This is a genomic window from Anabaena sp. PCC 7938, from assembly GCF_049315035.1.
GTDB lineage: Bacteria > Cyanobacteriota > Cyanobacteriia > Cyanobacteriales > Nostocaceae > Anabaena > Anabaena cylindrica.
The window spans coordinates 2,597,300-2,611,766 of record NZ_CP186034.1 but is presented as its reverse complement, the minus strand read 5'-3'; the positions used below and the strand labels follow the sequence as shown (position 1 = coordinate 2,611,766).

The following is a 14,467-nucleotide window of genomic DNA, read 5'->3' as shown; positions in this document are numbered from 1 at the left end:
CTAGTTCACCGCACAAAAGATAAAATTCATAGTTCATATTCCATATTTGATAGATTTTGTCAATGCGTAAGTTCTGGAAATATAAATTACTTTGCTGAAACAGCATATTCGTAGATTGTCTGGAAAGTAACAAGGTAAAATTTAGCCACCATAATTATATTATTGCTGTTATCTTAATTTTAAGTTCTCAATTTTCAATCAATTATGATCGAATGGATTATACCCCTTGGATTTATTCTAGCTGGATTATTTGCTGGATTAATTGGCGAGAAAGTTTTTTTCAAAAAATTGAAAATGTTTGTTTCTAATAGACAAATTCCTGGCAGTGAAATTATATTCCAATCACTGCACAGAATGACGTTTATATGGTTTGTAATTGCAGGCTTTTTTTGGGCTATTCTCAGTTCTCCTCTCAAGCCAGATATTGCTAACGTTCTGCAAAAAATTCTCACCATAATTTTGCTGTATTCAGTGACTTTAGTCTTAGCTAGATTAACATCTGGTTTTGTGAGTTTATCAGTTCGCAGAACAGAAGGAGTTCCGACATCACTACTGTCTAATCTTGCTAAAATTGCGGTTTTAATTTTAGGAACATTAATCCTTTTACAAACTGTAGGTATTCAAATTACGCCGATAATTACGACGTTAGGGATTGGAGGCTTGGCGGTAGGTTTAGCACTTCAAGATACTTTGGCAAATTTATTTTCTGGTTTTTATTTACTTATTTCTCAGCAAGTAAGAACTGGTGATTATGTGAAGTTAGATGATGGTAATCAAGGTTATGTTACTGATATTACATGGCGAAATACAACGATTAAGGAAATTTCAAATAATGTGATTATTGTCCCTAATTCTAAGTTGGCTTCGGCTATTTTTACTAATTATCATCTCCCTGCTAAAGAAATTACTTTAACAATCAATGTGGGTGTTAGTTACGATAGCGATTTGGAATTAGTCGAAAGGGTAACAGTAGAAGTTGCTAAAGAAGTGATGAAAGAAATTGCACCGGAATTACTTCAGAATGAACCGTATATGAGATTTCACACGTTTAATGATTTTAGTATTGATTTTACTCTTTATATGCGTGTAAGTGAGTTTTTTGACCAGAGAATTGGTAAACATCTATTTGTGAAGAAGTTGCACAAGCGCTATCAGCTAGAAGGAATTCAAATTCCTTTTCCTGTCAGAAATGTTTATATGCATGAAAGCTAAACAGTTTTCTTGTTGTCGTTATTTTTATTCCCTGATTGGTTGAATAGTGTATTTTGATGCAAAGTCTGCTACTTCGCCAGCACTAACCATCGCTCTATATAATAAAGCACAGACTTCTGCTCTGGTGGCGACTTTTTTCCCATTCAGCAATTTTCTATTGGGATAATTGACAACGACACCATTTTGTGTTATCGCAGCTATTAAATTACGATGTTCGTTTTGGATGCTAGAAGCATCGCTATAAATGGATAAGATATTTTTTGTAGAACCGGTGAATTGATAATTTAATCCCTTGGCTAAGGTTATCAAAATATCTAGGCGGGTGAGCTTTTGTGTGGGGTTGAAGTTTTTGCTGCCAAGGGTGGTGAAAAAGCCCATTTCATAGGTTTCGCGGATGGCATTTTCAGCCCAATATCCTTTGGGTATATCTCTAAATGCGATCGCATTTCTGACTTTACTTTTAATAAAGATTTTTTGCAATAGGGCAGCTAATTGAGCGCGTGTCACTGGTGCGTTAGGGCGGAATGTACCATCAGGGAAACCGTCAATAATTTCCATTGCGGCTAATTCGGCGATATAATCTTTAGCCCAGTAGTCTTTGGAAATATCAGAAAATGATACTTTGATATCCTTCGCTACACCTACTTGGCGATATTTACTCAACAATTGGCTGAGTTGATATGTGGAGTTGTTGCTGAGTTGAGTTAACTGCACCAAGCTACCAGGAACAGCAGTTAAGGCTTTGGCTAAGTTAGAATCAACGATATTAATGGATTTACCTGCTAAAGCAAAATCACCTTCGGTAAAAGATACAGGATAAACGCCGGTTGTGGCAACTTTGGCAAATCCTGCGGCTTGGTACTGGGTAATATTGATATTTTCTGAACTTTTGAGGAAGGTAACTTTTTGGTTACTAACTTGGGTGAAGTAATCGTAGCTGGTGGTGTTAGTGTCAACAATGCTATCTTCATTGTCATCAACGCCATAAAAAACACGAACTACTTGATATTCTTTGGGGTTGGCAGATAAAATCAAGTTTATTGCTGTGTGACCGGGTAAACACGCAAATTCTGTGTAGCCAATAAAGCGGTTTGTGTTATCATATAATCTAACGACGATGCGATCGCCCAATTTAAACCCATTTATAAACTTGGCCTTTTGTTTGATTTTATACTTATAGTCACCTAAAAATCTTTCTTTGTAATATTTGTTGCCATGCTTACCTTTAATAGAAACGCGGGCAATCACTTCGGAAATCGTCCCACCGGGTTGCCAAATAGCCAGAGTAAAACCTGATTTTTCCCTTTTGACAGAAGTAGTAGTAGTTACAGTTTCCCCTGGAATATTTGTTGTACTATCTGTATCTACTTCCTCACTAATAGTTTTTTGTGTTAAAAGCTGCTGATTATAATTACTAAACTCTGATGGGACTGTAGCAGATAAATCTGATGCTGCCAAAGTAGAATGTATTGGCGACAACGCTATCATAGAGACTGCGGCAATAGCTACTTTCCTAAAATGAGTTAATTTACTTAGAATCATGGTATTTGTTTCACACCGTATCAATTCACCTAGAATGTTAAGTAGGCAATCAGCTTGCTTAACTGATTAATTTTTTTGATCTAGGTGAAACTTACAGGTGATAGTGTACGTCATATATAGCTTTTTCCATAATGTTTTGTCGAGAATGCTAGGAGTATTACCATAAAGAAATAATACTTTAGGAATCTTTACTAATGACGATATCAATCCAGCAGTCACCAACATTAGAAAAACAGCTTTGGACTTGGCGAGATTACAAAATTCAATATACTGTGATGGGTAGCGGTCAGCCTTTGGTACTAATTCACGGTTTTGGCGCTTCTATTGGTCACTGGCGTAAAAATATCCCTGTTTTAGCTGATGCTGGTTATCGGGTGTTTGCTGTGGATTTGTTGGGGTTTGGTGGTTCTGATAAAGCAGCTATTGAATATAGCATGGAAGTGTGGGTAGAACTATTAAAAGATTTCTGGACTGCACATATCCAAGAACCTGCCGTATTTATTGGCAATTCCATTGGCGCACTTTTGAGTTTAATCGTTCTGGCAGAATATCCTGAAATTGCCTCTGGGGGTGTGTTAATCAACTCTGCCGGTGGATTGAGTCACCGTCCCCATGAATTGAACCCAGTTCTCAGAATCGTCATGGGAACTTTTAATAAGTTAGTCGCTAACCAAATGACTGGTAAATTCGTCTTTAACCGCATTCGCCAAAAATCGCAAATTCGCCGGACATTGTATCAAGTATATAGCGATCGCAATGCAGTCACCGATGAACTAGTCGATTTACTTTATACACCATCCTGTGATCCAGGCGCACAACAAGTTTTCGCTTCCATCCTCACAGCACCACCTGGGCCTACACCCGATGAATTATTGCTTAAGGTAAAATTGCCTTTACTAGTGATTTGGGGTGCTGATGATCCTTGGACACCCATCACTGGCGCTAAGATTTACGAAGAAGCGCGAGAAAATGGCCAAGATATTAAAATTGTACCTATTCCTGGTGCAGGTCATTGTCCCCATGATGAAATTCCAGATGTTGTCAATGCTCAAATTGTCGATTGGTTAGCGCAAAAGGCATAATTTCGCGTTCAAACCCAGAAAAAGGGTAAAACACAGCTAAAAAGTCTGGGATTGGTAATTGGTAATTGGTATTTAGTAATTAGAGTCAAGGATTACCGATTACCTAATTCCTAATCAGCTAGGATAGGGTACTTCCTTTCAATTGCATCTTGACAAAATCCACATTATGTGTGTTGTATGATGGAGTTTGATGTCAATCACGATGCCGATTTTTCTAAAGTTGGGTATCAAGTAATTCGAGAATTAGGACGTAACCCAGAAGGAGGACGCATTACTTATTTAGCCAATAGTCTGAAATCTCAACAAAAAGTAGTTATTAAAGAATTTTGTTTTGCGAAGATGACTGCTAATTGGTCTGGGGTGAAAGCTTATGAACAAGAGATTGAACTTTTGCAACAATTGAATCATCCCCGCATCCCTCATTATATAGATTCTTTTGCCAAACCAGGATTTTTTTACTTAGTACAAGAATATAAAAATGCTCCATCATTAGGATTAAAACGCTGCTTTCACCCTGAAGAAATCAAGCAAATCGCTTTGTCTATTTTAGAAATTTTAGTTTATTTACAACAGCAATGTCCTGGTATAATCCATCGAGATATCAAACCAGAAAATATTTTAGTAGATCAGCAATTAAATGTTTATCTAGTTGATTTTGGTTTAGCACGTGTACAAGATGGAAAAACAGAGTTAAGTACTTTGGTTGCAGGTAGTCCTGGCTTTATGCCACCAGAAGAACAACTTGGTTATGTGTTGACCCAAGCCTCAGATTTATATAGTTTAGGTGCAACATTAATTTGCTTACTCACTAATACTAGTGCTGCGGATATCGGAAAATTAATTGATGATAAATATCGCATTGATTTTCAGAAATTAGTTCCCCATATTAGCCTGCATTTTGGATTATGGTTAAAGAAAATGGTAGAACCTAATTCCAAGCGTCGTTATCCTAATGCTGCGGATGCTTTAGAAGCACTCAAACCAATTCAGGTGCTGGCTTCTGGCAAAAAGTTAGATAATTTAGTAGCCGCAATACATCAGAGAAAAAATATAATTATATTAGGGTTAGCCGCTATGGGCATTTTAGCTATACTGGGAACAAATTTAATGGTTTCTCAACCTGGTGGTGCTGCTAATTCGATGAAAATAGAAAATTTTCCTAAGAGTAATTAACTGGGTAATTGGTGATTAGTAAAGGGGAAGAGATTTGTAAATCAAAAAATATTCCAACATTTCTTGTGGTGCAGGACGAAAAGCCTGCTAATAATACAAGGACGGGCAGGATGCCCATCCCACAAGATTGGATGATTTTGTTTTTGATGTTCTCTTAAGCTATAGTTACATCAGGGGACAAATAAACATCTTGAATAGCGTGAAATAGCTTTACACCTTCTGCAAATGGACGCTGAAAACTCTTCCTTCCAGAAATTAAACCTGTACCTCCAGCACGTTTATTAATTACAGCAGTTCGTACAGCTTCCGCAAAATCATTTTTACCAGAAGCACCACCAGAATTAATTAATCCTACTCGTCCAGCGTAGCAATTTAATACTTGATAACGAGTTAAATCTATAGGGTTGTCTGTTGTTAATTCTGTGTAAACTCGCTCATCAGTTTTACCATAACTGTTACCAGTCGCTTTAGCAATTGCCCCATAACCATTATTGCATTCTGGTAATTTTTGTTTAATGATATCAGCTTCAAGACTTACACCTAAATGATTAGCTTGTCCAGTTAAATCAGCAGCTAAATGATAATCTTGATCTTGTTTAAAATTGTTATTTCTCAAATAACACCAAAGTACTGTTGCCATACCCAATTCATGGGCATTTTTAAATGCATGACTGACTTCCTGAATTTGGCGACTAGATTTTTCTGAACCAAAATAAATTGTTGCCCCCACTGCTGTTGCCCCCAAATTCCAAGCTTGCCAAACATCAGCAAACATAATTTGGTTAAATTGATTGGGATAAGTCAACAATTCATTGTGATTTATTTTCGCAATAAAAGGGATTTTGTGAGCATATTTACGGGCAACATTGCCTAATACCCCCACTGTAGTAGCGACAGCATTACAACCTGCTTCGATTGCTAACTTGATAATGTTTTCCGGGTCAAAATAAATAGGATTAGGTGCAAATGAAGCCCCGGCTGAGTGTTCAATTCCTTGGTCTACAGGGAGAATGGAGAGATAGCCTGTATTGGCCAATCTTCCTGTAGAATAGATTTGTTGTAGGTTTTTCAAGACACGCGGAGTGCGATCGCTATTTAGCCAAACTCTATCTATAAAATCCGCACCAGGCAAATGTAGCAAATCTGAAGAAACCTTGGCTTTATATGTCAGTAGATCTTCAGCTTCCTTCCCCAGCAATGACTCAATGGAATTAGCTTCTAAGAGAGTTGTCGTCATGGGATTTAGGTAATTTTTATGGGTAGTCAAAGTCTATTTTTTAACCTGTACAGTAAAAAATTTATTTCTTAGACACTAATACTATTTGATATATTGAATTATAATTTTGCCCACTATCTATAGACATATATTATTCTTCTTTTGCATCTTTGCAGTGAGTGACCAGCAGGAAGCCTATCGGCATCTATATCTAATCCATATTTTTTTAATGGAAAAAAAGCAGCAATTTTCTAGAAGTTTTACCCAAATTAGGAGTCAGGAGTCAGGAGAAGGAAGGAAAAAGGAAGAAAGAAGAATATTTTTCTCTTCCGTTACCTGTTCCCTGCCATATCAAACATTCTGTGTCCTGAATCCTTACTGTAAAACAGACAGATATTATGGTATTATTACTTGCTACAACTCGTTATAAAATACCAAGAGAAGTGCAAGAGAAAATACGCAAGCCAGAGTAATTTTTAGTCCAGAAATTCCGGTTACACGTATTAGTGAAGCTAGTCCTGAGTGAGAAGTATTTAGTGTATATTGCACCTATTCAGTCAGGGAATTTGCAGGTGCATTAGTCTGGAGGTAATGTTTTACTAGTTAAGAGTCAGCATTCTGGGGAAAAAGAACCAGAAACGCTGTTATCAATCTGGAAAAACTAACTTAAATATTATTTACAGCTTGGAGATTAAGTATGCTGGGTGCGATCGCAGGTGATATTATTGGCTCAATCTATGAGTTTAACAATATTAAAACTAAGGACTTTCCCCTTTTCGATGATAGATGTCATTTCACCGATGATACAATATTAACCCTGGCAGTGGCAGAAGTTATTCTCAACGCAGACGAATTCCCTGACAAAACCAAGTATATTGATAAATTCCAATATATTCAGCAATTCAAATCTTATTACGGTGAATATCCCCATGCTAATTATGGTAATCACTTTATGAAATGGGCAGATTCCGGTAGTACCGAACCGTACAATAGTTGGGGTAATGGTTCAGCTATGCGTGTTAGTCCCATAGCATCTGCATTTGATAACCTAGATATTGTCTTAGAAGAAGCAAAACATTGTGCAGAAGTTACCCATGACCACCCTGAAGGTATTAAAGGCGCACAAGCAACAGCCGCATCTATCTTTTTAGCCCGTACTGGCCATGATAAAACTACCATCAAATCCTATATCCAAAAGACTTTTGGTTATAACTTAGAGCAAACCTTAGACGAAATTAGACCTAGTTATGAATATGATATGTCCTGTCAAGGTTCTGTTCCTCAAGCAATTATTGCTTTTTTAGAATCAACTGATTTTGAAGATGCAATTCGTAACGCTATTTCTATTGGTGGAGACAGTGGCACTATTGCTTGTATTACAGGTAGTATTGCCGAACCATTTTATAGTGGTGTTCCAGAAGATATTGCAGAATGGATTTTTACTAAATTAGATGATCATCTCTGGACTATTACTGATAAGTTTATGTCTCAATATTACGCATAGGGTATACTGATAAGTACGGATTGAAAAATTTGTAAGTTCTCCGTGCTACTCTAAAATTAAAATATCCTCAAATTTACTGCTATGTCTATCTCCCAAGATTTTGAACTCCCACAAGATGCAATTTTTCCGACTGGAGACTTATATAGTGATGAACCACCATTAGATTTTGAACTCCCAAGAGATGTAATTTTTCCGACTAAAGAGTTAGAAAGTAATGAACCACCATTAGAAAGTGATTCACATTTACGCCAGATAATTCTGCTGTTGCAATGTTTAGAATTGTGGTGGGGAAACCGCAATGATTTTTACGCTTCTGGTAATTTAACTGTTTATTACAGTTCCCGTCAGCCTAAATCAGAAGACTTTCGTGGCCCAGATTTTTTTGTAGTCAAAAATGCAGAACGCCATCCTCGTAAAAGTTGGGTTGTTTGGCAAGAAGATGGTAAATATCCTAATATAATTATTGAATTGATTTCAGATGCAAGCGTATCAATTGATAAAGGGTTAAAAAAACAAATTTATCAAGATATTTTTCGCACCCCTGAATATTTTTGGTTTGACCCCAATAATTTAGAATTTGCTGGCTTTATTTTAGTTGGTGGTACTTATCAACCTCTAGAATTTAACAATCAAGGTTGGTTATGGAGTCAGCAGTTAAGTTTATATTTAGGTATTCATGAAAATAAATTGCGCTATTTTACAAATGAAGGATTAATCATCCTCACTCCTGAAGAATTTGCTGAACAAGAAAAACAAAAATCGGAACGTTTAGCAGCAAAACTGCGAGAATTAGGAATTGACCCAGATACAATTTAGAAATAATTATGTTTTTCTGATATACTAAAAACGGATTAAAAGTGTCATTCTGAACGAAGTGAAGAATCTCCGAGATACTTCGCTGCACTACGTTCCGCTCAGTATGACACAGATATTTTATCGTAAGTGATTAGGCAGACACGATATTATATATGATTCTGACTCCTGAATTCTTCCGTTTGGATGTCCCTAAAAATAAATATGCAATATAATGATATATCCATCACCATTGCCACGATAAATTTTGATAATTTGGTGAATTTTTATATTCAGCTACTAGAACAAGAACCAAAAAACCTCATTTCCAACGTCTATGCTGAGTTTCAAGTCTCAAACCTCAGCTTAGGTATTTTTAAACCCAAAAAAGATAATGAAGCAGAATTTGCAGTAAATACTAAAAGTCCGCTTAGTTTGTGTTTAGAAGTGAGTAATTTAGAAAATGCCATAAATCACCTACAATCTTTAGGCTATCCCCCTCCAGGAGGCATTTCTACCGCTTCCCACGGTCAAGAAGTTTATGCCTACGACCCTGACGGCAACCGCTTAATTTTACATCAATCTCATCATCGGTAACTGAGAAATAATTATCAGTTCCCAGTTCCCCATTCCCCAATTCCCCAATGTCAATAACTCAAAACTACAAATTAAATCTGATTCAATGGTATCCCGGTCACATTGCCAAAGCTGAAAAAAATCTCAAAGAACAGCTAAAACGGGTAGATGTGATTTTAGAAGTGAGAGATGCTCGTATTCCCTTAGCTACAAACCATCCGCAAATGAATGAATGGGTGGGGGATAAGTCAAGGATATTGGTGATTAACCGATTAGATATGATATTGCCACAAGTGCGATCGCACTGGACAGACTGGTTTAAAAACCAAGAACAAATCCCCTACTTTACCAATGCTCAACACGGTCAAGGTATCACAGCTATCACCAAAGCCGCACAAGCCGCAGGAATAGCACTTAATCAACGCAGAAAAGATCGAGGAATGTTACCCCGCGCAGTCCGTGCTGTCGTCATAGGTTTTCCTAACGTCGGTAAATCAGCATTAATTAACCGTCTCTTAGGCAAACGAGTAGTTGCTAGTGAAGCGCGTCCTGGAGTCACTCGTCAACTGCGTTGGGTGCGAATTTCCGATCAATTACAACTACTAGATGCTCCCGGTGTCATTCCCTCCAGAATGGAAAATCAAGACGCAGCAGTCAAATTAGCCATTTGTGATGATATTGGTGAAGCCTCTTACGATAATCAACTCATAGCCGCAGCATTTGTAGATATCGTTAACCAACTTCAAGAAACCCACCCTCATTTATTGCCAGCACACCCCTTACTTTCACGCTACGAAGTTGACTCCATTATTCATACAGGTGAAGAATATTTGCAAGTCTTAGCAGAACATCGCTACAAAGGAGATGTAGAACGTGCAGCAAGAACTCTCATCACCGATTTTCGCAAGGGACTTTTAGGCAGTATACCTTTAGAAGCTCCACCTCAATAATGACAATAGATTATCAATAAATAAGGTACAAAATGAAAATTAAGATATGGCATACCTCACCCTGTGCTATCAAATAGCAAGTGGCTTTCACTCCGAACTCCGAACTCCGAACTCCGAACTCCTGACTTTTAAGCTATTTGCTCGCATTTTCAAAATTAGCATTGTTCCTGATGTAAATAATATTCCTAGTAAAATGTTTTTCCAACTTAGGCTTTTATCACTTTCATTTATCAAAATAACTTCCAATATGACAGAAGGTAATAAAATGCCACTAGGAACCAATATCTGAGATAATATCACCCTATTTTTGGTAAAAAGACTCAGCAAAGCTAAAACTGCACCCAACGGAATAAAAGTCAGAGCGTAATAAAATACTTTTTGATGAAGGGGAATCAATTCTAATAAATTGAAAGAGTAAGAACGTTGTCTATTATCTATATAGACTTGAATGGTTCCTCTAGAATATGTCATGAGAATTTGGTGAAATTCCTTGTCTGTAAAAACATTGGGAATCATCAATTGTAAATCTGTGCCATTTTCCCCAGTAATTGGTGTTCTCAACCTTAATTCTAGAGAATCTTTTTGTTGCGAAAGAGTCAAATTACGCCGCAAATAATTATTAGAGATGGAAATTATTCGCCCTGGCCCCGTCTGTTGAATATTGTTAGTTGCAAGAGTAGTACTTAGAGTAAATTCAGATTTTTTACTGATATTTTTACTGATATTTTTTACAGGCTTGGCTGTTTGTAACCACTGGCTAGAACTCAAAAAAACGCCTTTACCCTCCCGTATATTTGTAGGCTTTCCCTTCCATAATAGTTTTGGTGAATTTCCTTGTTTTTCCTGACCACAACATTTATTATCTAATTGATAACTAGCTAAAAGAGAATTACCGATGCTCGAAAAGTAATTAGCATCATTTAAACCTCTGCTTACTTCATAATTTGATATTGCTTTATCAGTAATATAAAGTTCTGAAATATATCCTTGCCAAGGTCGATCTCCTGTCCTTTCATTACCAAGTATCAACGGATAATTGAAATCCCAATTATTTAAGTTTGTTGTGCTTTGCCAGATAGATGAAATCAGTATAATTAAAAATATATAAGCTAAAATCAAGCCTGTGATTCGTTGATTTAATTGTTTCAAACTACCAGTTTGAAGTTGCAAAAAGCTTCTACTTAGACTTTGATAATTCCAGAGATAAAAAACTGCAAAACCCAAACATCCTCCAAAGGTATTATTGAAGATATCTGCTGGAGTTGGAGTTCTTGAAGAAATAAATATTTGCAAAACTTCGACTGTTGAAGATAAAGCAGCACTCAGCAGAAAAACTATAGTAATTTTTAATGCTGGTTTGATTTTCAATTGATGTAGTAAATTAGCACAACAAAAACCCAAAGGCATAAATAATAAAACATTATTTACCTGATCTTGAAAAGAACTGGCGTTGTTAAAACTAGCAAAAAATTCAGATCTAGAAAAACTCTGAGGTAATGAAAAATTAAACGGGTAAAGTGTAGCTACAGATACTACCAAAATGCTAAATACTACAAATAGCAAATTTACTAGATATAATTTTACACAGAAATGTTTTCGATTTTTATCTTGAGTCATAATCATACCTTTGCCAATTTTTAAAAGACCTACAGAATCAAACTATCGGACTATACAAACTAAGTCCACTTTCGTGGGCTGAAATCTGGAGAGTTTGAGGAGGGTAGCCCTTGTTTGTATAGCCCCATTGTTATAGAGTGAAGGTATTTTAGTAAAAGTATTGTCATAAGTAACACATTTTAATTGACTGACTGTAAATATAAGCTGTTGTGCAGCACTTTTCAGGTAGGTGAAGTGGTCGTGAACCTCTATGATAAATAAATATTATCGTAATAATTTAGGAGTCATGAGTCAGGATAAAGAAGGAATAAGAATATTTTTCTCTTCTGTTAAGAGTTCCCTGTTATATCAAAAATTCTGTACACTGAATTCTTACATAGATAAAATTAGGATTTATACAAAAACTCTCCCTTTCCTCTTTATTTTTTCTTTCTGACTCCTGAATTCTTACATATTATCCAAGACCAGCATATTTAAATTAAACTACATTCAAAAAATCTATTTTTGTAGCTTTAATTACAAAAAAATCCGGTTATGAAGTGGTATTAAATGCTTGCAGTTTTATTTAACTATAGTTAATTATCACAACTTTTTTATATTATTAATTTATGTAATAACATGGTCAACCAACTAACAATTGTTACTACTTTTTTATCAACTAAGGCAGAAGATAAAGTACTGTCTTACTGAAGAAAAACTGCTTCCTGCTACGTCTACAGAGAGGAAAGGTTGTAGTTGGCTGAGAGTAGGCTATCCCCTGTTTATTTGCTCCTGGGTAATGCCCACTCTATAAAATTATTTCTTTTGTAGAATTGTACTATTTAATACAGCTATACTTGTCGTAATGCCGTTAACAGTGTCATAAAGAAAAGGTAATGTTATAACTTACACCAATCAGCCCAGCCTGGTTTATCCCTAAAACTGGTGTAGCAACTAGATGTCTGATATCTAAACGTGTAAAAGTTCTGAAAAAAAGTTAGCTTTAATACTTGTGTTTCTAACTGCCCGTATAAATGTATTACACCCATGACAGAACTCATACTACTCCTAACAGAGGGTAATACTGAGACTTCGGTTTCAGTAAATCAAGATGTATTTATTATCGGTCGTTTGCCAGAATGCGACTTGTTTTTACCTTTTGGGGGAGTTTCCCGTAGACACGCCCGCATAGCCAAAACTATTGATGATACGTGGGTTATCGAGGATATGGGTAGTAAAAATGGGACACAAGTAAATCTAACACCTGTTACCTCGGTCCAAGAGTTGAGTGACGGAGATGTGATTTGGTTGGGTAATGTGAGATTGACAGTCATGTTTTCCGTAACTGAGTCACATTTACCCGCTCAATATGTACCAATTACAGAACCTAATGGTCAACAAATAACTATTTTTCGAGATGTTGAAGAACTCCAACAGCAATGGATAAAAGCTAGTGATATTCATGACATTAATAATAATAAAGATAAAGTTATTGCCCGTCTGAAAGATTTGGTAGATATAGCTAAAAACCTCTGTGCAGCAGCATCTATTGAAGAGATTTTTTTTCAAGTTCAAGAAGTAGTTTTTCGTTATATAGATGGTATGGAACGCTTGGCATTATTAATTGATGTTGATGGTTCTGGTTATTTAGATTTAATAAATTCGGCAACTAAGGATATTTCTCAACAGAAAACTTTACCATTAAATGGTAACTGGATTAGTCGCAGTATTTGCCAAAGAGTATTTACTGATAAAGTGGCTATTCAAAGTGCTGACACTCAAACTGATGAACGCTTTTCTGGTGAATCTAGTATTTTATTTAAAGGTATTATGAGTGTCATGGCAGTACCTTTATGGGATGAAAATAAGGTGGTTGGTGTTCTTTATGCCGACGGTAAACTTTATTCTTCCCGCTGGGAACAAGAAGGTGAGGAAGAACTGAGCTTTTTTTCAGCTTTAGCAAATATTGTTGCTTCTAGTGTTCAACGTTGGTTATTGGTAGATAAACTCAGAACTGAAGAGGTGATTCGTCACCGTCTAGAACGGTATCATTCTCCAGCAGTGGTAAAGCAGTTGATCTCAGTTAGAGGCATGAAGAATGGACGATTGGCTCCTGCTGAAAGTGAAATCAGTATTTTGTTTGCTGATTTGGTGGGATTTACTGCTATTTCTGAACGACTTACACCCACAGAGATTGCTGAATTATTAAACAATTTATTTGAGGAAATGCTACAAGAAGTATTTGCTTATGGTGGTACTTTAGATAAGTATATTGGGGATTGCATTATGGCATTTTTCGGCGCTCCAGAAACACAACTAGATCATGCCGACCTTGCTGTTGCAGCGGCTAAGGGAATGCTGAATCGTCTGCAAAATCTCAATGCTAATAATTTTTGGTACGAACCTCTACAATTACGCATTGCTATTAATAGTGGTAAAGCTGTTGTGGGTGATGTTGGTAGTTCCCAAAGAGTAGACTATACAGCATTAGGAACAACCATAAATATAGCAGCCAGGATGGAAGCAATCTGTCCTACTGGTGAATGTGTGATTAGTGAAGTTACTTATAAGATGCTCTCACAAAGCTCGGAGTTTCAGGAAATGGGAGATTATCGTTTTAAAGGTATTAATCGTTTCATTAAGGTTTATCAGACAAGAATGAATTAATATAATTCGTAATTCGTAATTCGTAATTCGTAATTCGTAATTCGTAATTTGTAATGATTTAGGATTTACGCAAAAACTATCCCAATCTCTGATTTTATGATGTTCTCTGCGTCTTTGGTGGTTAATGATTACATAAATCACGCGTAAGTTCTATACT

The 14,467-nt window shown here is 36.3% G+C and carries 11 protein-coding genes; 8 read left to right on the top strand and 3 right to left on the bottom strand.

The window, feature by feature from the left end; translation table 11 throughout:
• Positions 1 to 204: 204 nt before the first annotated feature.
• Complete coding sequence (locus tag ACOWPH_RS12015) at positions 205 to 1,212, top strand: mechanosensitive ion channel family protein (RefSeq protein WP_015215615.1); 1,008 nt, start codon at positions 205 to 207, stop codon at positions 1,210 to 1,212.
• Positions 1,213 to 1,236: 24 nt separating this feature from the next.
• Here ACOWPH_RS12015 and ACOWPH_RS12010 read toward each other — a convergent pair whose 3' ends face one another.
• Positions 1,237 to 2,754 carry an S-layer homology domain-containing protein gene (locus ACOWPH_RS12010; RefSeq protein ID WP_015215614.1) on the bottom strand — a complete coding sequence of 506 codons (1,518 nt, stop codon included), beginning with the start codon at positions 2,752 to 2,754 and terminating at the stop codon, positions 1,237 to 1,239.
• A gap of 194 nt (positions 2,755 to 2,948) precedes the next feature.
• Between ACOWPH_RS12010 and ACOWPH_RS12005 the strand changes: the two genes are divergently transcribed.
• Both ACOWPH_RS12005 and ACOWPH_RS12000 read left to right on the top strand, forming a co-directional pair.
• Positions 2,949 to 3,836, top strand: a complete 888-nt coding sequence (locus ACOWPH_RS12005) for an alpha/beta fold hydrolase (RefSeq protein WP_015215613.1) — start codon at positions 2,949 to 2,951, stop codon at positions 3,834 to 3,836.
• A gap of 180 nt (positions 3,837 to 4,016) precedes the next feature.
• A complete protein-coding gene (locus ACOWPH_RS12000; protein ID WP_042465144.1) occupies positions 4,017 to 5,009 on the top strand; it encodes a serine/threonine protein kinase in 993 nt (330 codons plus the stop codon).
• A gap of 154 nt (positions 5,010 to 5,163) precedes the next feature.
• Here ACOWPH_RS12000 and ACOWPH_RS11995 read toward each other — a convergent pair whose 3' ends face one another.
• Complete coding sequence (locus ACOWPH_RS11995) at positions 5,164 to 6,246, bottom strand: class I fructose-bisphosphate aldolase (RefSeq protein ID WP_015215611.1); 1,083 nt, start codon at positions 6,244 to 6,246, stop codon at positions 5,164 to 5,166.
• A 676-nt stretch (positions 6,247 to 6,922) separates the two neighbouring features.
• On the opposite strand from ACOWPH_RS11995, the gene ACOWPH_RS11990 reads away from it, so the two are divergent.
• From ACOWPH_RS11990 to ylqF, 4 genes are all read left to right on the top strand, one after another.
• Positions 6,923 to 7,729, top strand: coding sequence for an ADP-ribosylglycohydrolase family protein (locus ACOWPH_RS11990; RefSeq protein WP_015215610.1), 807 nt, complete (start codon positions 6,923 to 6,925; stop codon positions 7,727 to 7,729).
• 81 nt (positions 7,730 to 7,810) lie between these two features.
• Entirely contained in the window at positions 7,811 to 8,545 is a 735-nt protein-coding gene (locus tag ACOWPH_RS11985; RefSeq protein WP_015215609.1) for a Uma2 family endonuclease, read from the top strand.
• Between the two features lie 201 nt (positions 8,546 to 8,746).
• A complete protein-coding gene (locus tag ACOWPH_RS11980; protein ID WP_042465141.1) occupies positions 8,747 to 9,118 on the top strand; it encodes a glyoxalase/bleomycin resistance/dioxygenase family protein in 372 nt (123 codons plus the stop codon).
• Between the two features lie 47 nt (positions 9,119 to 9,165).
• A complete protein-coding gene (ylqF, locus tag ACOWPH_RS11975) occupies positions 9,166 to 10,047 on the top strand; it encodes a ribosome biogenesis GTPase YlqF (protein WP_015215607.1) in 882 nt (293 codons plus the stop codon).
• A gap of 87 nt (positions 10,048 to 10,134) precedes the next feature.
• Here ylqF and ACOWPH_RS11970 read toward each other — a convergent pair whose 3' ends face one another.
• Entirely contained in the window at positions 10,135 to 11,664 is a 1,530-nt protein-coding gene (locus tag ACOWPH_RS11970; RefSeq protein ID WP_015215606.1) for a VanZ family protein, read from the bottom strand.
• A 1,026-nt stretch (positions 11,665 to 12,690) separates the two neighbouring features.
• Between ACOWPH_RS11970 and ACOWPH_RS11965 the strand changes: the two genes are divergently transcribed.
• Positions 12,691 to 14,310 carry an adenylate/guanylate cyclase domain-containing protein gene (locus tag ACOWPH_RS11965; protein ID WP_015215605.1) on the top strand — a complete coding sequence of 540 codons (1,620 nt, stop codon included), beginning with the start codon at positions 12,691 to 12,693 and terminating at the stop codon, positions 14,308 to 14,310.
• Positions 14,311 to 14,467: the final 157 nt, after the last annotated feature.